At 74.2% G+C, this 22641-nt stretch carries 17 protein-coding genes, 2 tRNA genes and 1 pseudogene; 9 read left to right on the top strand and 11 right to left on the bottom strand.

The window, feature by feature from the left end:
- Positions 1 to 10: 10 nt before the first annotated feature.
- Positions 11 to 487 (bottom strand): hypothetical protein, encoded by a 477-nt coding sequence (locus AC07FY_RS29350; protein WP_479012221.1) that lies wholly within the window; start codon positions 485 to 487, stop codon positions 11 to 13.
- Positions 488 to 768: 281 nt separating this feature from the next.
- On the opposite strand from AC07FY_RS29350, the gene AC07FY_RS29355 reads away from it, so the two are divergent.
- The gene (locus AC07FY_RS29355) at positions 769 to 2118 is read left to right on the top strand and encodes a tetratricopeptide repeat protein (protein WP_479012224.1); all 1350 of its coding nucleotides are present in this window, start codon (positions 769 to 771) and stop codon (positions 2116 to 2118) included.
- A 12-nt stretch (positions 2119 to 2130) separates the two neighbouring features.
- Here the strand turns inward: AC07FY_RS29355 and AC07FY_RS29360 are convergent, their stop codons facing one another.
- Together AC07FY_RS29360 and AC07FY_RS29365 are read right to left on the bottom strand one after the other, a co-directional pair.
- Positions 2131 to 2472: a VOC family protein gene (locus AC07FY_RS29360; protein WP_479012227.1), complete on the bottom strand. Its 342-nt coding sequence runs from the start codon at positions 2470 to 2472 to the stop codon at positions 2131 to 2133.
- 115 nt (positions 2473 to 2587) lie between these two features.
- On the bottom strand, positions 2588 to 3184 hold the full coding sequence (locus AC07FY_RS29365; protein ID WP_479012230.1) for a histidine phosphatase family protein: 597 nt from the start codon (positions 3182 to 3184) through the stop codon (positions 2588 to 2590).
- A 238-nt stretch (positions 3185 to 3422) separates the two neighbouring features.
- Between AC07FY_RS29365 and AC07FY_RS29370 the strand changes: the two genes are divergently transcribed.
- The 6 genes and pseudogenes from AC07FY_RS29370 to AC07FY_RS29395 all read left to right on the top strand — a co-directional run bounded on the left by AC07FY_RS29370 (position 3423) and on the right by AC07FY_RS29395 (position 8726).
- Entirely contained in the window at positions 3423 to 4601 is a 1179-nt protein-coding gene (locus tag AC07FY_RS29370; RefSeq protein ID WP_479012232.1) for a hypothetical protein, read from the top strand.
- The gene (locus AC07FY_RS29375) at positions 4589 to 6172 is read left to right on the top strand and encodes a hypothetical protein (RefSeq protein ID WP_479012235.1); all 1584 of its coding nucleotides are present in this window, start codon (positions 4589 to 4591) and stop codon (positions 6170 to 6172) included. Before AC07FY_RS29370 ends, AC07FY_RS29375 begins: the two co-directional genes overlap by 13 nt.
- Positions 6169 to 7500 carry an AAA domain-containing protein gene (locus tag AC07FY_RS29380; RefSeq protein ID WP_479012237.1) on the top strand — a complete coding sequence of 444 codons (1332 nt, stop codon included), beginning with the start codon at positions 6169 to 6171 and terminating at the stop codon, positions 7498 to 7500. Before AC07FY_RS29375 ends, AC07FY_RS29380 begins: the two co-directional genes overlap by 4 nt.
- A 90-nt stretch (positions 7501 to 7590) precedes the next feature.
- The gene (locus tag AC07FY_RS29385) at positions 7591 to 7938 is read left to right on the top strand and encodes a hypothetical protein (protein WP_479012240.1); all 348 of its coding nucleotides are present in this window, start codon (positions 7591 to 7593) and stop codon (positions 7936 to 7938) included.
- 108 nt (positions 7939 to 8046) lie between these two features.
- Positions 8047 to 8662, top strand: a pseudogene (locus AC07FY_RS29390) (bifunctional DNA primase/polymerase).
- Positions 8653 to 8726, top strand: a tRNA-Lys gene (locus tag AC07FY_RS29395). The pseudogene AC07FY_RS29390 and the gene AC07FY_RS29395 overlap by 10 nt, the downstream one beginning before the upstream one ends.
- Before the next feature lie 100 nt (positions 8727 to 8826).
- Here AC07FY_RS29395 and AC07FY_RS29400 read toward each other — a convergent pair.
- Positions 8827 to 10062, bottom strand: coding sequence for a M6 family metalloprotease domain-containing protein (locus AC07FY_RS29400; RefSeq protein WP_479012243.1), 1236 nt, complete (start codon positions 10060 to 10062; stop codon positions 8827 to 8829).
- Positions 10063 to 10372: 310 nt separating this feature from the next.
- Between AC07FY_RS29400 and AC07FY_RS29405 the strand changes: the two genes are divergently transcribed.
- The gene (locus AC07FY_RS29405; RefSeq protein WP_479012279.1) at positions 10373 to 12280 is read left to right on the top strand and encodes a putative bifunctional diguanylate cyclase/phosphodiesterase; all 1908 of its coding nucleotides are present in this window, start codon (positions 10373 to 10375) and stop codon (positions 12278 to 12280) included.
- A 110-nt stretch (positions 12281 to 12390) separates the two neighbouring features.
- Here AC07FY_RS29405 and AC07FY_RS29410 read toward each other — a convergent pair whose 3' ends face one another.
- A complete protein-coding gene (locus AC07FY_RS29410; RefSeq protein ID WP_479012245.1) occupies positions 12391 to 14088 on the bottom strand; it encodes a glycosyl hydrolase family 18 protein in 1698 nt (565 codons plus the stop codon).
- A gap of 254 nt (positions 14089 to 14342) precedes the next feature.
- Positions 14343 to 15455, bottom strand: coding sequence for an LLM class flavin-dependent oxidoreductase (locus AC07FY_RS29415; RefSeq protein WP_479012248.1), 1113 nt, complete (start codon positions 15453 to 15455; stop codon positions 14343 to 14345).
- A 229-nt stretch (positions 15456 to 15684) separates the two neighbouring features.
- Here AC07FY_RS29415 and AC07FY_RS29420 point away from each other — a divergent pair, with 229 nt between their 5' ends.
- The gene (locus AC07FY_RS29420) at positions 15685 to 16443 is read left to right on the top strand and encodes an IclR family transcriptional regulator (protein WP_479012251.1); all 759 of its coding nucleotides are present in this window, start codon (positions 15685 to 15687) and stop codon (positions 16441 to 16443) included.
- A 96-nt stretch (positions 16444 to 16539) separates the two neighbouring features.
- Here the strand turns inward: AC07FY_RS29420 and AC07FY_RS29425 are convergent.
- From AC07FY_RS29425 to AC07FY_RS29445, 5 genes are all read right to left on the bottom strand, one after another.
- Positions 16540 to 16613 (bottom strand) — tRNA-Lys (locus AC07FY_RS29425).
- A 95-nt stretch (positions 16614 to 16708) separates the two neighbouring features.
- On the bottom strand, positions 16709 to 18388 hold the full coding sequence (locus AC07FY_RS29430) for an AMP-binding protein (protein ID WP_479012254.1): 1680 nt from the start codon (positions 18386 to 18388) through the stop codon (positions 16709 to 16711).
- Positions 18389 to 18414: 26 nt separating this feature from the next.
- Complete coding sequence (locus AC07FY_RS29435) at positions 18415 to 19008, bottom strand: lytic polysaccharide monooxygenase auxiliary activity family 9 protein (RefSeq protein WP_479012282.1); 594 nt, start codon at positions 19006 to 19008, stop codon at positions 18415 to 18417.
- A 214-nt stretch (positions 19009 to 19222) separates the two neighbouring features.
- Positions 19223 to 21235 (bottom strand): SPFH domain-containing protein, encoded by a 2013-nt coding sequence (locus AC07FY_RS29440; RefSeq protein ID WP_479012257.1) that lies wholly within the window; start codon positions 21233 to 21235, stop codon positions 19223 to 19225.
- An 11-nt stretch (positions 21236 to 21246) separates the two neighbouring features.
- Positions 21247 to 22572, bottom strand: a complete 1326-nt coding sequence (locus AC07FY_RS29445) for a peptidoglycan-binding protein (RefSeq protein WP_479012285.1) — start codon at positions 22570 to 22572, stop codon at positions 21247 to 21249.
- Between the last annotated feature and the right edge of the window lie 69 nt (positions 22573 to 22641).

The raw sequence follows: 22641 nt of genomic DNA on the forward strand, positions 1-22641 counted from the left end.
TTGTGGCCGGTCAGCGGCAGTTGTCGGCGGCCTCGATCAGCCGGGCCGCCTCCCCCAGCGCCTCGCGCAGCACCGCGGGGTCGGTGACCGGCTCGACGGCTTCGGGCGGCAGCAGCCAGCCGGTGGTCCCGGCGGCGGGCGCGGCGGCGTCGCCGAAGCGCATGCCGCGCCCGTTGGTCTGCGTACACGCGCTGCCCGGCATGTCCCAGGCGTCGGCGGTGCCGGGCGGGACGAGGAAGCCGAGGGTGTCGCCCGATCCGTCGTGCAGGACGGGCCCCACCCCGCCGGGCCGGCCGGCGCGGCGGATGATGTCCACCGCCTCGAGCCCCTGCCGGGTGGGCACGGTCACCAGGTCCGGGGCGTCCGCCCCGATCACCGCCGCGTCCCCGGCCGCCCGCACGATCACGGTCGCGGTCACGGTCGCCGTCACGGTGGCGGTCGCGATCGCACCGGGCTCTGGCGCGGTGTTCGTTCCAGTGCTCTCCATGCCGGCCTCCACCAAGGGAACCCCTCCTCGATCCGCGTACGAGCCGGGAGCGGTCAGTCGCCTCCCACTCCGCATGGGTTCAACGCGGGGGAACGTCAACGGGTGCGGCGGCAAGACGCTGCAAAGGATGGCAGTTCATGGCAGATCGCGGGTGAGATATCCGTTTTGTAAACAAACATCGCGTGAACGGGCCGGTCCTGGCGGTACGTTCATGCGCGCCGGGCCACATCTCCGCCCCCTCCCGTACCGGCGCTGCGTTACCTGCCAGAGAGGCCACGTCCATGGCGGCGTCCCCCCACTCACCCAACTCCACGTTCCGGCGGCTGCGCGGGCAGCACTCCCCGGCCGAGTTCGCGGCGCTGGTGCGCCGGGCGGCGAAGGAGATCGGCGAAACGGTTTCCTGCGACGCCCGCTACATCGGCCGGGTCGAGTCCGGCGAGATCCGCTGCCCCAACTACGCCTACGAGCGGGTCTTCCTGCACATGTTTCCCGGCCGCACCCTGGCGGACCTGGGGTTCTCACCGCGCGAGACCGTCCGGGGCCGCTCGGCGCCGCGCGACCCGTCCACCCCCTGCCCGTCCCCCCACCTCCACCCGTACCCGTCCCCGTCCCCCTCCCGTTCCCTTTCCAAGGAGAGCGACGTGCTGCGTCGCGCTTTCATGGCGGGCGGCTCCGCGACCGTGGCGGCCGCGACGCTCGGCCTCACGCTGCTCGGCGACACCCGCCGGCTCCCCACCCGCGCCGGCGAGACCGAGGCCGCGGCCGTCGAGGACGCCGTGCGCCAGATCAGACTGCTGGACGACCGGCACGGGGCCGACGCTCTGTACCGCAGGGCCGCGGGCCCGCTGCGCGCCGCGTACGCCCTGCTCGACGCGGGCGCCACCCGGCAGTCCACGGAGGACCGGCTGCACGCGGGCGCCGGGGAACTGGCCGTCTCGGTCGGCTGGCTCGCCCACGACTCGGGCCGCTTCGACGACGCCCGCTCGCACTACGCGGAGGCCCTGGCGACGGCCCGGGTGGCGGGAGACACCGCTCTGGAGGCGCACGCGTTCAGCAACATGTCCTTCCTGGCGCGGGACTGCGGCCGCTCCCGCGAGGCGGTACGGGCGGCGCAGGCGGGCCGCGGCGCCGCCCGGTCCCTCGGTTCCCCGCGGCTGCTGGCGCTGCTGGCGCTGCGGGAGGCGGGCGGCTGGGCGGGGCTGGGTGACCGCAAGGCGTGCGAGGAGGCGCTGGCCCGGGCCCACACGGAGTTCTCCCGGGGCGCGGCGGGCGCGGACCCCGAGTGGATGTCCTTCTTCGGCGAGGCCGAGCTGGAGTCCCTGGAGGCCAGGTGCTGGGCGACGCTCGGCGAGCACGCCCGCGCGGCCCGGCACGCCCGCCGCGCCGCCGACCTCCAGGACCCGCACTTCGCCCGGAACGTGGCCCTCTACACCGCCGAACTGGCGGGAGACCTGGCGCACGCGGGAGCCCCGGAGGAAGCCGCGTGGGCGGGCGGGCGGGTGCTAGACCTGCTGGCCGAGGTGCAGTCCACGCGGGTGCGCTCGCTGCTCTCCGACACGGCCCGCACCCTGGTCCCGCACCAGCGCTCCGCGCGCGTGGGCGACTTCCTCGCGCGGCACGCAGGCGTCTGACCGGCCGCGGGGTCAGGCGCCGAGGTACTCGTAGACCCCGCCCTCGGGATGGCGGACCACCGCGCGGCGCCCGTTGGGCGTGGGGGCGGGAGCGGCGATCACCTCGCCCCCGGAGGCCGCGCAGTGCCGGACCGCCGCGTCGAGGTCGGCCACGGCGAGCGTCGCCGCGACCGCCGCGAACCGCTCGGCGAGCGCGTCGGGCCCGGTGAACAGCAGGAACGGTCCGACGGTCGCGAGGTCCAGGCCGGCGAACCGGAACCGGGTCGCCGGCTGCCCGGTCAGCCGTACGTAGAAGTCCAGGGCCGGACCGAGATCGTCCACGCGCCGCCGCAGCACCACGGAAGTAATCGTCATGGACCCATCCTCGCAGTCACAGGGCGTGTCAACTCCCTTACTGCACGCACCTTTTCGGTCGGACATCCCACCCGGCGACCCCGTCCGGGAGGGCCCCGGTCCGCGCGGCGGGGGCCTACGCGTCCAGGTGCCCGGTGTCGTTCCAGCGTTCCAGCGCGGGCGCCCCGTACGCCCAGCCGAGCACCGACAGCGAGGTGGGCTCCAGGCGGATGCGGGCGCCGAAGGACGCCTCGAAACCGAGCCAGCGGGCGGCCAGCGTCCGCAGGATGTGCCCGTGCGCGAAGACCAGGACGTCCCGCTCGGCGGAGCGGGCCCAGGCGACCACCTCGTCCGCGCGCGCCGCGACGTCGGCGACGGACTCCCCGCCCGGGACGCCGTCGCGCCAGATCAGCCAGCCGGGGCGGACCGCCTGGATCTCGGCCGGGGTCATGCCCTCGTAGTCCCCGTAGTCCCACTCCATCAGCGCGTCCCAGGGCTCCGCCCGGACGCCGAAGCCCGCGAGGTCGCAGCTCTCGCTCGCGCGGACCAGCGGGCTGGTGCGGACCTGCACGCCGGGCAGGGCCTTCCACGGATCCCGCGCCAGCCGCTCGCCGAGCAGTCGGGCGCCCCGCTTGCCCTCCTCCAGCAGGGGCACGTCCGTGCGTCCGGTGTGCTTGCCGAGCTGGGACCACGCCGTCTGGCCGTGGCGGGCCAGCAGGATGCGGGGGGCCATGTGAGTTCTCCCGATACATAAATGTTCGTACGGTTTTACGGTGATTCCGTCGTCCGTCCATCATCCAACACGGCGGTGGCGCGCCTCCTCCGGCGGGCCTCCCCGGGCCGTCCCCGGCGGTCCTCCGCCGTCCCCCCGGCCGTCCCCCCGGCCGTCCTCAGCCGTCCTCCCAGCCGTTCCCCAGTCCTCTTCCGCCGTAAGTGCACGATTGTCAGTGGCGGATGGGACACTTCCGCGGGTGAGCTCCTACCCGCCCCGCAGCGCTCCGCAGACGACCCTGCGGCAGCGGCTCGCCGGCCTGCGCGGCCCGGCCGTGCCGCCCCGCCCGCTCGACGCCCGGGCCCTGGCCGCTCTCGCCGCCAACCCCGGCTGCGGCAGACGCGCCCTGCTCGACGGGGCCGGTGTGGACAAGACCGCCCTCGCCTCGGCCCTCGGCTCCCCCGCGCCCTTCGGGCAGTCCCAGTTCGCCATCGTCCGCGGGAACTCCTTCGAGGCCAAGGTCAAGGCCGACGGCGGGGCCGAGCTGCTCCGGCTGGTCCACGGGCACCTCGGTGCCGGGGCCGAACCCCCCGGCGCGGGAGCCCTCGTCCCGGACCTGACGGCCGCCGGGCCCGAGGGCCGCGCCGCCCGCACCGCGCTCGCCCTACGCGAGGCCACGGCGGCCGGGCACGACACCGGGGCGTGGACGCTGCTCGACCACCCGATGCTGGCCCTGGAGGTCGCGGGCACCCCGGCCTACCTGGAGCCGGACGCCGTCGTCGTGCATCCCGACGGCCGCTGGACCGTGGTGGAGATCAAGTCGTTCCCGATGATCGACGGGGCCGCCGACGCCGCGAAGGTGGGCGCCGCCGCCCGCCAGGCCGCCGTCTACGTCCTGGCCCTGGAGAACACCGCGCGGAAGCTGGCCGGCGCCGAGGTCGGGCACACCGTGCTGCTGGTCTGCCCCAAGGACTTCTCCAACCTGCCCACCGCCTCGCCCGTCGACATCCGCCGCGAGCGGTCCGTGACCCGGCGCCAGCTGGAGCGGCTGACCCGGGTGGAGGAGCTGGCCGCGGCCCTGCCGGAGGGCCTCAGCTTCGACCCGGCGCGCACGGCGGAGGAGCTGGCCGAAGCCGTGGCCGCCGTGGACGCCTCCTACGCGCCCGAGTGCCTGGCCGCCTGCGAGCTGGCCTTCCACTGCCGGGACCGGGCCCGGGCCGCCGCCGAGGTGACCCCGCTCGGCCGCTCGGTGCGCGGTGAGCTGGGCGCGCTGACCACCGTCGAGCAGGCCCTGGCGGCGGCCGACGGCGCCGGCAGCGCCGAGGATCCGACCGCCGCCGCGCTGCACCGGGCGGCCCGGCTGCGCGCCGAGGCGCTGGAACTGGCCGCCGCCCGTCCGCCGCACCCCGCCCGGGAGACCCCCGCATGCCCCTGCTGACCACCCTGGCCCGGCTGGAGGCGGTCCGCGCGGGCCGCGCCCAGCCGCTCGCGACCGTGCGCCACCGCCACCTGTCGGACACCCCGATGGTGCTCGTGCCGCTGACCACGGCCGGTGAGGCCGGCGCCCCGCTGGGCGCGATGGTCGGCACCGACCGGAACGAGCCGCGGGTCTTCGTGATACCCCAGCCGCGCGACCGGGCCCTGCGCTGGGCGTTCCTCGCGGACCTGGCGGTGCACGTCCTGGCCCACATCGACGCCTACGCGGACGACGTCGAACCGGCCGAGCGCACCGAGACCGACCCCGAGACGGGCAAGAAGGTCAAGGTCGAGGCCGAGCTGTGCCGGGACGCTCCGCAGCTGATCGTGCCGAGCCGGGCGGGCATCGAGTACGTGCGCCTGCTGGGCCGGTCCATGCGGTTCCGGCGGACGGCCGAGGAGGATCCGGACACTCCGTACCCGGCCCCGCCGAAGGTGCCGCTGCTCGGCCGCTGGTTCACCCACCTCGGCGAGCGGGCCCGGGTGCCGGGCTCATCGATGCTCCTGTCGGCGACGGACCTGCTCGGGCGGCACTGGGCGAGCGGCCAGAGCACCCTGGAGGACCAGCACCTGGGCGCCCTGCTGGCCTGGATCGACCCGCCCGGGGGCACCTCCGGCGCCGAGGCGGCCCTCCACAGGGAGCTGGGCCGCGACAAGGACGGCCAGCTGCTGTGCCCGCCCGCCGGCCCCGCCACCGACCCGGCCTTCGACAACAAGCTGCTGGCCCCGGCGATCGCCCGCTACGACGCGGCGCGCACGGCCCTGTCGGCCGGCCCCGGGGAGGACGACGGGGACCTGCGCCTCGCCGAGCGGTCCGTGCGCCGCCTGGTCGTGGACCAGATGGCGAGCACCTGGCGGATGACCTGGGAGGCCCTCGACCTGCTGCGCACCCTGCCGCCCGGCGAGCGCGCCGAGGAGCGCTGGACACGCGACCGCTGGTCGTACACCGGCCACCGGGACCGGGTCCGGGCGGGCGAGCCGCCGCAGCCGCGCCGCGACGACGCGGTCACGGCGGCGCAGAAGCTGGCCACCCGGGAGACCGAGCAGGTACGGCTCGACGCCCAGGAGGCGCTGGACGACCCGCTGGTGATGGCGGGGCGCAGGCTCGCGGGCGAGGCCTTCGCCGGGGAGGTCACCGACGTGGTGATGGAGTGGACGGAGTCGAAGCGGCCGAGCCCGCGCCCGCTGGTGACGGTGGCGAGCGAGGACCGCCCGCAGCTTCCGGACGGCGGCGGTGTGAAGGTCTTCCGCTCGCTGGACGGGCGTCCGCAGAGCGCGCTGTTCGTCCGCTTCGAGGTGGACGGGCGGCTGGTGCTGCGGATCCTGGACAAGATGGGCCGCGGCCGGGAGCCGGAGCCGGGCTCCGTGCCGGAGAAGGGCGACCGGGTGTGCTGGACGCTCTTCGAGCACGACGCCCGCGGCGGCCCGAAGCTGCCGGAACCGGAGCGGACGCCGTGGACCCACGGCGGCCCGCCGGGACACCTGACCGCCCCCGCGCTGCCCGACGCCGTGACCGACGAGGACGTGCTGTGAACTCCTTCGACCCGGGGGCCGCGGCCGCCGAGGCCACCGCCGCCATCCTGCGCGACACCCTGCACGGGACCGAGCGGGGCGTGGTCGTGGACTCCCCGCCCGGCGCGGGGAAGTCCACGCTCGTGGTGCGGGCGGCCCGGGAGCTGGCCGCGGCCGGCCGTCGGCTGATGGTGGTGGCGCAGACCAACGCGCAGGTCGACGACCTGGTGCTGCGGCTCGCCGCGAAGGATCCGGGGCTGAAGGTCGGCCGGCTGCACAGCAGTGAGGGCGACGCGTACGACCCCGCGCTGCGCGAGCTGCCCTCGGTCACGCTCTCCGCCAAGCCGGGGGACCTCGCGGAGCTGCCGATCACCCTCTCCACGGCGGCGAAGTGGGCGTACGTGAAGGACGCGGAGCCCTGGGAGCACGCCATCGTCGACGAGGCGTACCAGATGCGGTCCGACGCGCTGCTGGCCGTGGCCGGACTCTTCGAGCGGGCGCTGTTCGTGGGCGACCCGGGCCAGCTCGACCCGTTCAGCGTGGTGGGCGCGGAGCAGTGGGCGGGCCTGTCCTACGACCCCTCCGCCTCGGCGGTCAGCACCCTGCTGGCCCACAACCCGCAGCTGCCGCAGCACAGGCTGCCGGTGTCGTGGCGGCTCCCGGCGACGGCCGCGCCGCTGGTCTCCCGGGCGTTCTACCCGTACACGCAGTTCCGCAGCGGTACGGGTCCGGGCGAGCGGCGGCTGTCCTACGGGGTCCCCTCGGACGGGTCGGGCCCGGACCGGGTGCTGGACGAGGCCGCCGAGTCGGGCTGGGGCCTGCTGGAACTGCCCGCGCGGCACACTCCGCGCACCGACCCGGAGGCGGTGGCGGCGGTGGCCCTGGTGGTCCGCCGCGCCCTGGACCGCGGGGCGGTGACCTCGGACGAGCAGGCGGCGGGGCCGACTCCGCTGACCGCGGACCGGGTGGCGGTGGGCACCGCGCACCGCGACCAGGCGTCGGCGGTCCGGGCGGCGCTGGCCGTGCACGGCGTCACCGGGGTCACGGTGGACACCGCGAACCGCCTCCAGGGGCGCGAGTACGACCTCACGGTGATCCTGCACCCCCTGTCGGGCCGCCCCGACGCGACGGCCTTCCACCTGGAGACGGGCCGCCTGTGCGTGCTGGCGTCCCGGCACCGGCACGCCTGCGTGGTGGTGGCCCGTGCGGGCATAGCCGAACTGCTGGACGACCACCCTTCGACGGAACCGGTGCAGCTGGGGGTGACGGTGAAGTTCCCGGACGGCTGGGAGGCCAATCACGCGGTCCTGGCGCACCTGGCGGAGCACCGGGTGGCCTGGCGGCCCTGAGGGGGAGGCGCCCCGCCCCCTCGGTGCGCTCTTGCGGGGCGTTGGACAATGGACGGTGGCCCGGACAGCACGCGCAGCAGGAGGACAGGAATGGCAGAGCCCGAGCGGACCGAGCGGCGGCTTCGGCCCGCGCCCCTGCTCTTCGAGCCCTCCGAGGCGGCGACGGACCCGGAGCACTTCTTCGACCTGGAGTCGATCGAGGACCCCCGTGAGCTGCTGGCCCGGGCGACCGAGCTGACGCTGGCCTTCCGGGCCGCGCAGGAGCGGGCGGTGGAGTTCCAGGCGATGGCGGCGGCGCAGCTGGCGGATCCGCGGCGGTTCGACCGGCTGTCGCCGGCGCTGATCGCGGAGCAGGCGGAGTGGACCGAGGACTACGCCCGCAAGATGATCGAGTTCGGCGAGTCGCTCCAGCGGGACGCCGGCCCGGAAGCGGGCTGACAGGGCGGCTGGCATATGCGCGGCGCACCATACCCCAGTGGTGCCCGCCATGTCCTGATTTTCGGTAACCCGCCGGAACGGATGCGTCACAGCGGGTAGACCTGGGGCATGACGACGCTGACCGCGGCTCCCGGACGCCCCGCCCCCGAGGTGCGCACCGCACCCGCCACCCACGTCACCCCGCAGGGCGCCGCCTGGCTCGTCTCCGCCTGCGCCCACCCGCGCAGCACCCTCGCCGCCTGGGAGGCCCGGCCCGCCGCGGCGGCGGTACTGCCCTGCGGGAACGCCTTCGACGTCGTCAACGTCCCCGCCGTGTTCGGCCGCCGGATGCTGGACCTGCTCTGGGCCGAGGGCCCGGGCTGCGGCCCGGTCGCGGTGCACCGGGGCCGGATGCTGCTCTTCGCGGCCCCCGGGACCGCCCACCGGCTTCCCGCCCTGCTGGCCTGGATGGGGGACCCCCCGACGCAGCCGGAGGGGGCGGGGGGAGGACGCAGCGCCCCGGCGCCGCTGTGCCACGGGCCCGGCGACGCCGTCACCGTTCCGCCGCTGGCCGCCACCCCGGGCCCCTCGCGCTGGCTGGTCGCCCCTGACGCGCCCAGGCCCTGGCTGCCGGGACCCGAGGCCCTGCTGTGGGCGTACGTCCGCGCGGCCCGAGCTGCGGATATCGATTTTTAGTTCCGCGGAACCTCCTGGTAATGTCTACGACGTCAGCAGGCGCCGCTAGCTCAGTTGGTTAGAGCAGCTGACTCTTAATCAGCGGGTCCGGGGTTCGAGTCCCTGGCGGCGCACAGACGGAAGAAGGCCCCCACTCCTCGGAGTGGGGGCCTTCTTCGTTCCGGGAGGGCCGGAAGCGCGGCGAGCGCCGGAAGCGCCCGGCTGCGCGGCCCGCTACGTGGTGATCTTCACCGTGTACGCGCCCGACCTGGTCCGGTCGGCCACCTCGATGGTGATCCGCTCCCCCGGCACGGTGAACGTCTCGCCCACCTCCAGCGGCGCGTCCGCGAGCGGCGGGTAGACCGAGCGGTCCCAGCACGCCTCCGTCGCCGGGTGCGCGTCCAGCACCTCGATGGGCCCGCCGCCCGACGCCGCTTCGTTGCGCACCCGGTAGACCAGGACCCCTTCCGTGCAGGTGTCGCCGTCGTTGCCGGCGGAGCCGCGCGCCTCGACGGCGATGGCGCTGCCCGGGCCGGTCCGGACCACGGCGAGCCGGGTGCCTCCGCTCCGGCCCCGCACCGGGGCCTCGGCCAGCGGCTGGAGGGTGTGCAGCGAGGAGCCGGACTGCACGCAGTCCACCTGGGTGGCGTCCAGCCACCCCAGCTTCCACTTGTGCCAGGCGAAGAGGTCGGGGGCCATGCCGAACTGGCTGCCCATCACGTCCCAGTCACCGACGTAGGTGTCCCAGTCGCCCTTGCCGTCGGTGGGCCGGTGGTAGAGGTCGGGCAGGTCGAAGACGTGGCCGGTCTCGTGGGCGAGCACGTTGCGGTCCGGCGGGTGCCGCTCGAAGACGGTGACGATCCGCCGCAGATCCGTGCCGTCGGCGCGCAGGGGACGGTCGAAGTTGACGACCTTCGTGGCGTCGGAGTCCACTCCGGGCGCGTCCGGGTCGGCGACGAAGTAGACGACGTCGTACGCGGCGAAGTCGACCCGGGCGTCGGCGACCGCGACCGCGTCGCGCAGGTAGGCCGCCCGGTCCTCCGGGGCCCAATCGCGCTGTATCCCGTACGCGGTGGACGGCCGGGGCATCCGGATCCACTGCTTCTGCGGATGCGGGGCGAGGCGGAACCGGCCGTACGAGGCCCGCTCGAAGAAGTCGCTGGTGGCGGGGAAGTAGTCGGCGGCGATCTCGTCGGGGGTGAGGGCCGGCCGGTGGTCGGGGAAGGAGAGGAAGACCATGACCGCGTCGAGCGTCCGCTCGGGCTTCGGATAGGCGCCGTTCCAGGTGTCGAGGCCCAGCGAGTGGTGCGCGGCCGTGCGGGTCAGGGCGCAAGGGCCCGCACCCGAATCGGCCACCGCGGGTCCCGCGACGAGCGACGTGGCGGCGAGCGCCGTCAGGGAGGTGAGGGCCGCCGCCGTGCTCCGGAGGCGGGGACGGTCCACTCCCCCGGGTGTCACCTGTCGCGTCACATCGACCTCCGGTGGTGGATTCGTGCCGTTTCATCCACCTTGAGGTGCTTGTCGTACCAATGCCCTGTTGCCCTGCCCCACACGAGTGAGCAATCCGGCAAGCCGGTGACCCTCGACCTTCACCCGTTTGCCTACAGAACGTCACGACCGATCACCCGGGATCAACAGAGGCCCTCGCTCGCTCACAGCCGCGCAGAAACGATCGCCCGGACCTCGCCTGTCCCGGCGTCATCACGCCGAACTCCCGCCCCCCGCGCGGCGACGCCGCTGGATAGGGCCTCCCGGCAGCCTCTATGATCGGCACACTTTCCTGCGCGGACACTCACGAGCACTGCGGGAGCCAACGGTGAGCGGAACCTCTGAAGGAACCGGTTCGGCGGCCGACAGCATCCGATCGGCCATTACGGAGCGTCACGCGGCAGTGTCGGCATCGGCAGTTCCGGCGCGCGCCGAGACCGAGCGGCACGACTACCGGGCCGCCTTCAACGCGGCCCACCTCCCCATGGCCGTCGTCGACCGCGAGGGGTACGTGGTCACGGCCAACGACGCCTTCGCCGGGCTGCTGGGCACCGAGCCGCACGCGCTCGTCCACCGGTGCGCCGCCGACCTGGTGGACCTGGCGGCCGAGGCGCGCACCTGGGCCGCGTACCAGGAGGTGCTCCGCGGCCGGCAGGCCCGGCTGCGCTGCACCCGCCGCCTCAAACACCCCGACGGGCATTCGCTGTGGACCGAGGTCACCCTGGGGCCCGTGCCGGGCTCCGGAGACGTCCTGCTGTCCGTCGCCGACATCAGCGACCGCCGGGACCTCCAGGCACGCCTGCGCCACCTCCAGATGCACGACCCCGTCACCCGGCTGCCCAACCGGGCGCTGTTCTTCGAGCGGCTCTCCGCCGCACTGGAGGCGTCCTCCTACGAACACGGCGGCGGGACCGGCCGGATCGGGCTGTGCTATCTGGACCTCGACGGGTTCAAGGCGGTCAACGACACCCTCGGCCACCGGGTGGGCGACCGGCTGCTGGCCGCCGTCGCCGCCCGGCTGACCCAGTGCGCCGACCAGTCCGGATACGGCCGCACGAGCGGGCACCTGGTCGCACGGCTCGGGGGTGACGAGTTCGCCCTGCTGGTCGAGGACTCCACCGGCACCGAGCAGCTCGCGGAGCTGGCACGCAGCGTCCTGGCCGCCGTTCAGGAGCCGTTCGACCTCGCCGGGCAGAGGCTGTCGGTCTCCGCGTCGATCGGAGTGGTGGAACGGGCGGCGGCGGGCACGACGGCGACGGGGCTGATGCAGGCCGCCGACACGACCCTGTACTGGGCCAAGGCCGACGGCAAGGCCCGCTGGACCCTCTTCGACCCGGAGCGCAACGCCCACCGCATGACGCGCCAGGCCCTGTCCTCGACGCTGCGCCCCGCCGTGGAGCGCGGGGAGTTCGAGCTGGAGTACCAGCCCTTGGTGGACCTGGAGAGCGGGGCGGTGCGCGGGGTGGAGGCCCTGGTGCGCTGGAAGCACCCGCAGTTCGGCACGCTGACGCCGAATCGGTTCATCGGCATCGCCGAGGAGGACGGCTCGATCGTGCAGTTGGGGCAGTGGGTGCTGCGCACCGCCTGCCGGCAGGCACGGCGCTGGCAGATCGAGCAGCCCAGCGACGCGCCCGTCTTCGTGTCGGTCAACGTGGCCGTGCGCCAGGTGTGGGACTCGGACCTGGTGGGCGACGTGGCGGAGATTCTGGCCGAGACGGGCCTCGCCCCGCAGCTGCTCCAGCTGGAGCTGACCGAGTCGGCCGTGATGGGCTCGGCGGGCCGGCCGCTGCAGGCCCTGCAGGCGCTCAGCGACATGGGCGTGCGCATCGCGATCGACGACTTCGGCACCGGCTACTCGAACCTGGCCTACCTCAGCCGGCTGCCGGTGTCGGTGCTGAAGCTGGACGGGTCCTTCGTCCGGGGCTTCCGCTACGACGAGGGCACGCATCCGAACCCGGCCGACGAGACGATCGTCGAGGCCCTGGTCCAGCTCGCGCACCGGCTCGGCCTCACGGTGACCGCGGAATGCGTGGAGACCGCCGGCCAGGCCGCCCGCCTGCGCCGCGTCGGCTGCGACACCGGCCAGGGCTGGCTCTACTCCCGTGCGGTCGCCCCCGACCTCATCGCCCGGATGATCGAACGCCAGGTGGCGGCTGCCACGGCACTGCCCGACGCGCCCGCCCCGCACCCCCTGGTCTGAGCGGGGCACGGGAGCGGGGCGGACCTGGCCGGACGGTCATGGGACACACCGCCGCCCCGCACCGGGAATCCGGGGCGGGGCGGGGTGCCGCTCGGCGCGGGGTGGGGGGATCAGCAGGCGCCGAGGTCCTTCCAGACACCCCATTCACCGGTGGTGCCCGGCGTCTCGTTCTGCGTCCACCACTGGGCCTTGTACTTGCGGCCGTTGTGCGAGACCTCGCTGCCGCCGGTGTAGACGGTGCCCGCCACGTACGCCGGGGTCGAGCCGCAACCGGTGGTCGGCGGGGTCGTCGGCGGCGTGGTCGGCGGGGTGGTGGGCGGCGTCGTGGGAGGCGTGGTGGGCGGGGTGGTCGGGGGCACGGTGGTGCCGCCGAGGGCGTCCGAGATCTGGTTCAGCAGCGTGGCGTTGCTGTCCAGGCCGAGGAGCGAGTACATCATCGCGCCGGCCAGGCCGCGCTGCTTGCCGTAGTCGACCCGGGCCTGGATCGAGCGCTGGTTCAGGCCCGTGAAGAACTCGCCGTCCTTGTAGAAGTAGGAGGACTTGGACTGGTCGTCCCAGAAGGTCGTCGCCGCGTTGTCGACGATCCCGCCGAGCTCCTTGTAGTGCGCGATGCCCGCCTGCTGGCTGAGCGGCCGGGCGGCGGAACCGCCGGTGGCGGGCTGGGCGAGGCCGTGGGTGGTGCCGGCCGGCACGCCCTTCCAGCCGCGGTAGTAGAACTCGTAGCCCAGCGTCAGCTTGTTCGCGGGGAAGCCGCCGGTGATGCCGTAGGCCGGGTTGCCGTCGATCCAGGAGTCGATGGCGTTGTCGATGCTGTACTTCTCGGTGCCCGGGGCGATCGGGTCGGTCGGGTCCGCGGCCGAGGGGTGCAGCGGGGACTGGTGGTAGGTCGGCCCGTCGCCGTCCCAGGCGCCGTGCATGTCGTAGGTCATGATGTTCGCGTAGTCGAGGTACGCGCCGATCTTGTCCGTCTCGATGTACTTGATCTTGTCCTGGCCCGCCGGGAGCGCCGCGGTCAGCAGGTACTTCTTGCCGCCGTTGGCCGCGCCCTCGGCGTCGAGCTGCTTGCGGAACTCGGCCAGCAGCAGGGTGAAGTTCTGCTTGTCCTCGGGGCCGTAGTGGTTGCCCAGGTGGCCGCCGGAGGAGCCGGGGTACTCCCAGTCGATGTCGATGCCGTCGAAGATGCCGGCCGCGGTGCCGGGGCCGCCGTAGCCGCCCTCCACCGGGAGGTCGCCCTTGATGTACTGCTTGATGCAGGAGGCGACGAGCTTCTTGCGGGAGGCGTCGGTCTTGGCCGCGTCGTGGAAGAACTTGGAGTAGGTCCAGCCGCCCAGCGAAATGTTGATCTTCAGGTGGGGGTACTTGGCCTTCAGTTCCTTGAACTGGTTGAAGACGCCGACGATCGGCTGGTCCCACTTGTCGGCGACGCCGTCCACGCTGTCCGCCGCGCTGAAGGACTTCTGGTAGTCGGCGTACGAGTCGCCCGCGCCGTCACCGGCGTTGGGGTTGTTGTCGTCGCCGGCCGCCTTGTTCGCCTCGAAGCAAGTGAGGTCGGTGGGGTGGATGTTGCCGAACGAGTAATTGATCACGTCCAGCTTGCCGGCTATCCCCCGCGTGTCCAGGTGCTTGGGGTAGAAGGCGTTCCCGTACACGCTCCACTGGTCGTAGTAGGCGATGCGGACGCCGCCGGCCGCGGCGCCCGCCGCGGCGTCGGCAGCCTGGGCGGTACCGAGTCCCGCGAAGGAGGCGAGCGCCCCGGCTGCCAGCGCGGCCGTGGCGGCGGCCGCGATGAGGGGTTTACGGATGTGCATGAACTGCCTCCGGGGGGTGGGAGGGGGGAGCAACAGTTTCAGGTGAGAGAAGAGATAGCGATCACGCCGCACCCCAGTCAATGGTCTGGACCAAAGAAGGACTAGACCACTGAGCAACGAAACCTGCTCGTCAGAGACCTGAGCGCACATCAGAAACCGCTCGCCACCCCGGGTGACGAGCGGTTTAAGGGTGCCTTAGGCCATCCCCCCGCAAGGTTTCGGCAACAAACCAGCCGAACCCCGTTCTCCTGCGGTCACCTCGGCGCGGAGTCCTCCGCGGGCATCCCGTACGCATCTGCGACGAGCCCGTAGGAGCGCAGCCGGGCCGCGCCGCCGTGGGCGTTGGCGGTCAGCATCAGCTCGTCCGCGCCCGTCCGCCGGGCCAGGTCGTCCAGTCCGGCCCGCACCTCGTCGGGGGTGCCGTGGACCACGTTCGCGAGCCAGCCTTGCGTGAACTCCCGCTCCAGCGGGGAGAACGGGTACGCCGCGGCCTCCTCGGGCGTCGGGACCAGTCCGGGCCGCCCGCTGCGCAGCCGCAGCATCGACAGCGCGCCGGTGAGCACCTGGGCGCGGGCCTCGGCGCCGGTGTCGGCGGCCAGCGCGGAGACGCCGATGAGGGCGTACGGGGCGTCCAGGACCGCCGAGGGGCGGAAGCTCTGGCGGTAGAGGTCGAGCGCGGGCAGGGTGCCGGCCGCCGAGAAGTGGTGGGCGTAGGCGAAGGGCAGGCCGAGCTCGCCGGCCAGGCGCGCGCTGAAGCCTGAGGAGCCGAGCAGCCACAGGGGCGGCCGCCCCGCGGGTCCCTGGACCGGGCCCGGTACGGCGTGCACGCGGGCGTAGGGGTGCCCATCGGGGAAGTCGTCGTCGAGGAAGCGGGTGAGCTCCGCGAGCTGCCGGGGGAACTCCCCGGCCGCCTCGTCGAGGCGGCCGGACCCGCGCAGCGCCATGGCCGTGCGCCCGTCGGTGCCCGGGGCCCGGCCGAGGCCGAGGTCGATCCGCCCCGGGGCGAGCGCCTCCAGGGTGCCGAACTGCTCGGCGACCGCGAGCGGCGCGTGGTTGGGCAGCATGACCCCGCCCGAGCCGAGCCGGATGCGGGAGGTGTGCGCGGCGAGGTGGGCCAGGATCACGGCCGGGGAGGAACTGGCGACCCCGGGCATGGAGTGGTGCTCGGCGACCCAGTGGCGGTGGTAGCCGCGGGACTCCGCGAGCCGGGCGATGTCGACGCTGGTGCGCAGGGAGGCGTGGGCGGTGCTGCCGGCGCCGACCGTCACGAGGTCCAGGACCGACAGCGGTACGGGTGAGCCGCCCCGGGCCGTGCCGCGTATGGCGTCGCGGCCCTCCGGCCGATTCGCTTCCCCGGTGTCACTCATCGTCGCTCCCGTCTCGTGTCCACGTCCGTACGAAGAATTCGAACCGTGGGCGGCGCCGGGGCATTCCCGGCACAGCGGGACAGTGGACATGACCGTGGCATATGCCAGAGGAGTAGATCCTGGCGAGACGATATGATTGAGCCATCAATCTCCTCAACAGGCGCTCCACACGGGCCTCTTGATGGCTATCGTGGTAGGGCAAGCGGTAACAACCTGCTAGGGGGAAACCGTGGCGCTGAAGCCCGAGCCGACCGCGCCGTTCCACTCGGTGCAGTACGCCCTGCGCGTACTCGAAACGATCGCACGGCACACCGGCGGTGTGACCGATGTGCAGATCGCGCGTGAGACCGGCCTGCCCGCAGTCCATCTCGGCCCGATGCTGCTCATGCTGCGCCGGGAGGGGTATGTCCTGCAGGTGTCCGACGGGGCCTACGCCATAGGGGATTCCCTCGTCCTGCTCGGCTCCGGCGTCGACCGGCAGCAGGCCCTGACCGACAAGCTCCAGGAGACCCTGGACCGGCTGCGGGACTCCGTGGGGGCGGCGGTCTACATCAGCCGGTACGTGGACGGCGAGGTCAGGATCACCCAGTTCGCGGACAGCCCGCGCACGCCCAAGGTCCACGAGTGGGTCGACTTCCGCTCCGCGGCGCACGCCAGCGCGGTCGGCAAGTGCCTGCTGACCCAGCTCGACCTCAACGGGCGGCGCGACCACCTGTCCCGCCACAAGATCGCGCGGCTCACGTCGAAGACGATCGTGAACGAGCGGATCCTGTTCTCCAAGCTGGACGCGCAGCCGGCCACCGTGCCCGTGCTGGACCTCCAGGAGTACGCCGTGGGCACCGTCTGCGCGGCCGTTCCCATCACGGCCGGGGCCTCGGTGGGCTGCCTGGCCCTGTCGATGCCGGTCGAGCACGCGCACCGGCTGCGGGCCGCGGCGGACACCCTGAACCGGAAGGCCGCGCCGCTGCTGCTGTCCCTCACGCTCTAGCCCGCGCCCGCAGCCGCAAGTTTTCGGGGGTGGGGGCAGGGGGCCGGAAAACACTTCGGGCGGTTCCCGGTGACCGGAAACCGCCCGAAGGACAGGTGCGCCGCCAGGGACTCGAACCCCGGACCCGCTGATTAAGAGTCAGCTGCTCTAACCAACTGAGCTAGCGGCGCCTGCTGACAGAGAAAATACTACCTGGTCCCCGGGGGTGCTCAAAACCATCTCCGGCGGACGCGCGCAGGACCGCTTCCGCGGGGAAACGCCCCGGTCAGCGATGGAGGAGCGGCGCCCGGCCCTGCGCCTCGTACGTCGACAGGAGCGCGGCGAGATCCGGCTCGGACAGGCGGCGGTAGCCCCCGGTCGGGCTCCGGTGCCAGACCGGGTCGTCGCAGAGGAACGCCTCGCGGCGCAGCCCGACCCGGTGGACCTTGTTCGTCGCCGTGACCGGCATCACCCGGAGGATCCTGACGTAGCGCGGCGCCATCTTCGTGCCGAGGTCCGGCTGCGCGGCCAGGAACGCCGCGAACGCGCCGGGGTCGAAGTCCGTCCCCGGCCGGAGGGCGACCGCCGCCATGACCTGGTCGCCCGCCACCTCGTCCGGCACCGCGTACACCGCGACCGCCGCCGCCCCGGACCACCGCGCCAGGATGTTCTCGATCACCGCCGCGGCCAGGTTCTCGCTGTCCACCCGCAGCCGGTCGTCGGTACGCCCCGCGAAGTAGAGGAAGCCCGCCGCGTCACGGAAGAACAGGTCACCCGTCCAGTACCAGCCGTCCCGGCGGCGCGCCGCCTCCGCCGCCGGGTTGCGCCAGTACCCCTCGAACAGGCTCCGGCCCCGGTTCACCAGTTCGCCGATGGCCTCGGAGCCGTTCAGCAGCCGGCCCTGCGCGTCCAGCACGGCGGGCGGGCACTCGACGCCCGTCTGCGGGTCGATCACCGCCAGGTCGTCCCCCTCCCCCGCCCGGCCCAGCGCGCCCGGCGGGGTGTCGGGGGTCCGGTGGACGGAGGCACCGCCCTCGGTCGCCCCGTAGCCCTCCACCAGCGGGACGCCGAACCGCTCGGCGAACCGTGCCGCGTCCACCGCCCCGGCCTCGGTGCCGAAGCCGAGCCGCAGCGCGTGCGCGCGGTCGTCGGGCCGCGGCTCGGTGGCCAGCAGGTACTGCACGGCCCGCCCGACGTAGGTGAAGTACGTCGCCCCGTAGGCGCGTACGTCGTCCAGGAACGCCGAGGCGGAGAAGCGGCGGCGCAGCGCCACCGAGGCCCCGCCCGCGAGCGCCGGGAGCCAGTCGGCGATGACCGCGTTGCCGTGGAAGAGCGGCATGCAGACGTAGTGCACGTCCTGCGGGGTGACGGCGAAGCGACGGGCCAGGGCCGACCCGGCCGCCGCGAGCCGGCCCTGGGTGCAGATGGCCGCCTTGGGGGCGCCCGTCGAGCCGGAGGTGAAGTAGAGGAGCAGCCGGGACCCCGGAGCGGGGCTGCCCAGCGTCGCCTCGCCGGGCTTGGCTGCGGCGTAGGGGGCGAGCAGGGCCGCGTACTCCTCGGTGTCCGTGAGCAGGAGGCGCACGCCCGGCAGGTCGAGGCCGCGCAGCAGCGGCAGGTGGGCCCTCTCGGTGATCAGGATGCGGCAGTCGGTGTGCAGGATGTCGCGCGCCAGCTCGGCGCCGCGCCGCGTGGGGTTGATCCCGGCGACGGCGGCCCCCGCGAGGGCCGCCGCGCCGAGCCAGAACGGGAACTCCGGGGTGTTGTCCAGCAGCACCCCCACGTGCGGCTCGGCCCCCGGCGGCATGAGGTCGACCAGGAGCGCGGCGCGCGCGGCGGCCTCCCGGGCGGCCCGGTGGTGGCTGAGGACGGTGTGCCCGGCGTCCTCGTACTTCAGCCCCGGCCGGTGGTCGCCCCACTGGCGTGCCACGAGCTCCGCGACGGTCTCGGGTGCAGTCGTCGTCCGCATGCCGCCGGAGGTTAGCTGACGTTACGTCAGAATTGAACGTCGGAGCAGGCGTAGAAGGCCATCGGGGTGTCGCTGACGGTCCAGACGGCCAGGATCAGGTGCCGGCCGGTCTTGCCGCTCGGCATCGCGCCCTGGTGGACGGTGGTCATGGCGGGTCGGGCGCCGTTGTAGGCGACGGTGAGGAAGGGCTGGGGGTCGAGGTCGGCCCGGGTGAGGGCCTTGGTGCCGTTCCAGCCGTTCTTGGTGACGTAGTACTTGAAGTCGGTGGTGGAGTGGTTGGCGGTGAACTGCCACCGGAAGCCGTAGCCCTGCCCGCTGGTGACCTTGGTGGTGGGCCAGGCTCCGCCGCGCGGGTTGTCGAGCTCCGCGAACTGCGAGAGTCCGCCGGAACATATCCTGCCGTCGGCGGGCCCGGCGGCCGGGAAGCCCTTGAAGCCCTCGACGCTCTGCGGCTCCCACTGGATGGCACCGCAGTTGGCGACGGCCCTGTCGGCGCAGAGCTTCTGGCGGCTGATGGGGGTGTCGGTGTAGCCGTGACTGCTGGCGCTGGGGGCGCCGAGGAGGGTGATTCCGGCGACGAGGCCGAGGCCGAGCGCGGCGGTGCCGGCCCGTCCGGGCATGCGGAAGTGACGCATGATGCTCCTTGAACGTGGGGGGGTTCGGCGAGAGCGTGCGCACGCGTGGGGATGGTGTTCGGATCCGGTGCCGCAGGGTATCGATCTCAGGTCTAGACCAAGTACCAGACTATGGACGGCAGTTGGCCGTGTCCATACCAACGGAAGAACGGGTGGTCCGGTCCGATCCGGCCACCCGTTCCCCCACCCGTAGGGCGGGCTACTCGCAGCGCCCCGTGTAGAAGGCGACCGTGAGGTCCTTCACGAGCGCCTTGCGCTCGTAGTCGTCGAGCTCGACGAGCCCGCGCGAGGTCAGCCGATGGACGGTGTCGTCGACGGCGTCCACCACCGAGGTCAGCACGGTGTCCCGGTGCTGTGCGTCGATCGCGGCGACCCGGCGGCGGCGCATGGCCTCGGCGACCTCGGGCGCGTACTCGATGCGGATCGGCTGGGCCGAGAAGACCTCGATCCCCACGGCCTCGGTCTCCGCCGCCAGCATCCGAGTCAGCGCGTCGCCGACGGCTTCGGCGTCGCGCAGGGTCGGGGCGTCCGCGTGGAAGGCGTCGGCGGGGAGCTGGGACAGCACGCGGGCCATCGCCGACTCCACCTGTTCGGCCAGGTACTCCACGTGGTCCGCCACCGCCAGCGCGGCCCGGGCGGTGTCCTTGACCTGCCAGACCACCTGCACGACGACCTGGAGGGCGAGGCCGCCGGAGTCCACGGCGGGCATCGGGTCGCTGCGCCAGTGCCGCAGGCGTACGTCGACGCGGCGGCGCAGGAGGAGGGGGCTGATCCAGGTGAGTCCGGTCCGGCGGACCGTGCCCCGGTAGCGGCCGAAGAGGGTGAGCACCCAGGCGTGCCCGGCGCGGGAGCGGCCGAGGCCGCCGAGTGCGAGGAGGGCGACGATGCCGAGGAAGGCGAGCGGCGGCCAGTGGGTGGCGCGCAGCCCCGTGTAGGCGCGCGGTGCGCCGCCGAAGGCGGCCACCAGCGCGTCGGGCACGGCCCCGGCCCGCCAGAGCACGGCCGTGCAGCCGGCCAGGGCGAGCCCGCCGATGCCGACGCCGATCCACCCGGGCAGCACCGGACCGCGGTGCTCCCGCAGCCGGTCGTCGCCGCGCGGAACCCGGCGCCCGGGGGCGGGCCGGGGGGTGGGGGCCGGCCGGGGGGCCCGGGCCGGTGCGGCCGGGGTGCGGGTGCGCAACGGCCCCGGCCCGCCCAGGAACGGCAGGTGGACGGGCAGGTCGGTGGCGGCGGCCCCGCGCAGGGGGGTGACCTGCGGGAGGGGTGCGTCCCGGGTGTCCGCCTCCCCCTCCAGCCCGCGGGCCACGGCCCGCGCGACGATCTCGGCCGCCCCGGGCCCGGGCACCCCGGGCCGGGGGCGTACGGGCTCGGACTCGGGCTCGTGCTCGTGCTCGTGCTCCGGGGCGGGTTCGTGCTCCGGGGCCGGCTGGTGCTCGGGCTCGGTCGGCGGTTGCGGCCGCGCCGTCGCAGGCGGAAGGGGCGTCGCCTGTGCGGGGACGGGCCGGGCGGCCGGTTCGGGCGCGGCGGCGGCCACCGGGCGCGCGGGCTCGGGCGGGGAGGTGCGAGCGGGGGTGGAAGTGGGGGTGGGGGTGGGGGTGGGGGTGGGGGTGGTCGGAGGCGCGGAGCGCGGGTCCGGGCCGAGCGCGGGCGCGTGTTCCGGCCGTGGGGGTGGAGGGGCCGGGACGGTAGCGGCCGCCGGGGCGGACGCGGGTGCGGGTACCGGTACGGGCGCGGGCGCGAGGCGGTGGACCGGCTCGGGCGCGGGCGCGAAGGCGGCCGGTGTGCCGGCCACGAACTCCCGGTGCGGCCGGTGATCCGGTCGGGGCTCCGGCCGGTGATCCGGTCGGGGCTCCTGGTGGGGGGCCGGACGGGGCTCCTGGTGGGGAGCCGGTGGGGCGGTGTCGGTGACGCGCAGGCGCAGGGTGGCCGGGCCGGCATGGGCCGCCTCGGCCTGGGGGTGCGGGATGTCCGGGCCCGCGTACGCCGGTTCGCGTTCGGCCTCGGCGCGGGCGGCCGGCACCTCGGGGCCGACTGCCGGGAGGACCGCCGGGGCCGTGGCCCAGCCCGTCGAGGTCGCGCCGCACAGGGACGGCCCGGCCGGGTGCTCCGGCCGGGCGGCATGGACCGGGGCGGCCGGGGCGGCGGGGGCGGGTGCGGCCACCGGCAGCACCTGGAAGGTGCCCGTGACCGAGGTGGTGCGCGTGGGGTACATGGTGTCCTCCGTCATGCGAACAGCCGGCGCCAGGTTTCCGGGCCCGGGTAGCCGTTGGCCGCGGCCCCGCGCCAGCCCTGCGCGCGCTGGAAGGCCTCGACGTTGCGGCGGTCCGCCTCGCTCCAGCGCGGTCCGGGACCGGACGTGTAGTACTTGCCGAAGCCCTTCTTGATCAGTTGGCGGCCGAGGGCGGCGATCGCCTCGTGGGAGGCGCCCGGGCGGAACACCGAGGCCCCGGGGTACGCCCGTACCCCGCCCGGCCCCGGCGCGGCTCCCACGATCGGCGGGATGTTCCTGCCCTGGCGCTCGACCAGCAGCCGCCAGGTGTGCTCACCAGGGATGCCGTCCGCCTCGGCGCCGCTCCAGCCCTGGGCGGCCTGGAACGCCTGGGTCGCCAGCCGGTCGTGCTCGCTCCACGTCCGGTCGGCCACCCCCTTCGGGTAGAACCGGTACGCGCCGCGGTCGATCAGCATCCGGCCCAGCCGGGCCACGTGGTCGTTGGTTCGCCCCGGCCCGAACTTCGCGGCACCCGGGAACGCCGTCGACTCCCCCGGCGCGGGCCCCGGCGGCACAGCATCGTCGGGCACGATCCCGCCGACGACGCCGTTGAACCGGTAGGGGACGTACTTGGATCCGTTGCTCCAGTACCCATAGGGCGTGGCCAGCTTGCGCGTGGTGGGCCGGGTCTGCTCGTAGGCGATGTAGTGCGTCTGCGTCTCGTCGGCCCAGCCGCCGAAGAGGACCACGTGCGAGCCGTTGCTGGGGTTCGCCGGGTTGTGGAACAGGAGCATGTCCCCCGGCAGCAGCTCGGCCTTGGTGATCTTCTTGGCGAACTTGTTGAGGCTGCCCGTCCACTCGTTGGAGCCGAGATTCCAGGCCATGGACACGTAGCCCGAGCAGTCCTGCCGGTAGCCGTCCGACCAGTACGTGGACATGCTGTACGGAACCTTCGCGTCCAGCCACAGCTTCGCCCGGTTGATGATCGTCGCCCGGTCGATCCGCTTCACCCGGGCGGGCGCGCCGGGCGCGCCGACCGGTCCGCCCTTCGGCCCGTGCAGCGGGGTCCGGGCACCCTGCGGGGTGTCCGGGTCGTCCAGCGCGACCGGCTGCCCGGCGGCCGGGGTGCTCACCGCCACCGCGGCTCCGCCGCCACCGCCCAGGACCACCCCGGCGGCGGTGGCCAGAACCAGGGCCCGGCGGGCTCCGCGGGCGGCGGGGTTCCCGCCGTCTCGCAGCCGTATGGCCCGCGCGCGGGCGAGGGTGCGGCGACGCTGGGCGCACCCCCGGCACGCGCAGTCGCCCGCGGGCTCGAACTCCTCGAAGGCGGGCATCGGCATCGGCGTCGGCGACTGCACATGCGTCGGAGGCTGCATCGTCATGCGGTTCCGTCCACTCCCCTGCTCGTC

Source organism: Streptomyces sp. NPDC045967, assembly GCF_056430495.1.

What these genes read in the sequence shown, in the direction of transcription:
- AC07FY_RS29385 (WP_479012240.1), top strand. Translation starts at nt 7,591, where the DNA reads ATGGCAGAGCCCGAGCGGACCGAGCGGCGGCTTCGGCCCGCGCCCCTG.
- AC07FY_RS29375 (WP_479012235.1), top strand. Translation starts at nt 4,589, where the DNA reads ATGCCCCTGCTGACCACCCTGGCCCGGCTGGAGGCGGTCCGCGCGGGC.
- AC07FY_RS29365 (WP_479012230.1), bottom strand. Translation starts at nt 3,184, where the DNA reads ATGGCCCCCCGCATCCTGCTGGCCCGCCACGGCCAGACGGCGTGGTCC.
- AC07FY_RS29360 (WP_479012227.1), bottom strand. Translation starts at nt 2,472, where the DNA reads ATGACGATTACTTCCGTGGTGCTGCGGCGGCGCGTGGACGATCTCGGT.
- AC07FY_RS29350 (WP_479012221.1), bottom strand. Translation starts at nt 487, where the DNA reads ATGGAGAGCACTGGAACGAACACCGCGCCAGAGCCCGGTGCGATCGCG.
- AC07FY_RS29415 (WP_479012248.1), bottom strand. Translation starts at nt 15,455, where the DNA reads ATGAGTGACACCGGGGAAGCGAATCGGCCGGAGGGCCGCGACGCCATA.
- AC07FY_RS29355 (WP_479012224.1), top strand. Translation starts at nt 769, where the DNA reads ATGGCGGCGTCCCCCCACTCACCCAACTCCACGTTCCGGCGGCTGCGC.
- AC07FY_RS29440 (WP_479012257.1), bottom strand. Translation starts at nt 21,235, where the DNA reads ATGTACCCCACGCGCACCACCTCGGTCACGGGCACCTTCCAGGTGCTG.
- AC07FY_RS29445 (WP_479012285.1), bottom strand. Translation starts at nt 22,572, where the DNA reads ATGCCGATGCCCGCCTTCGAGGAGTTCGAGCCCGCGGGCGACTGCGCG.
- AC07FY_RS29410 (WP_479012245.1), bottom strand. Translation starts at nt 14,088, where the DNA reads ATGCACATCCGTAAACCCCTCATCGCGGCCGCCGCCACGGCCGCGCTG.
- AC07FY_RS29435 (WP_479012282.1), bottom strand. Translation starts at nt 19,008, where the DNA reads ATGCCCGGACGGGCCGGCACCGCCGCGCTCGGCCTCGGCCTCGTCGCC.
- AC07FY_RS29430 (WP_479012254.1), bottom strand. Translation starts at nt 18,388, where the DNA reads ATGCGGACGACGACTGCACCCGAGACCGTCGCGGAGCTCGTGGCACGC.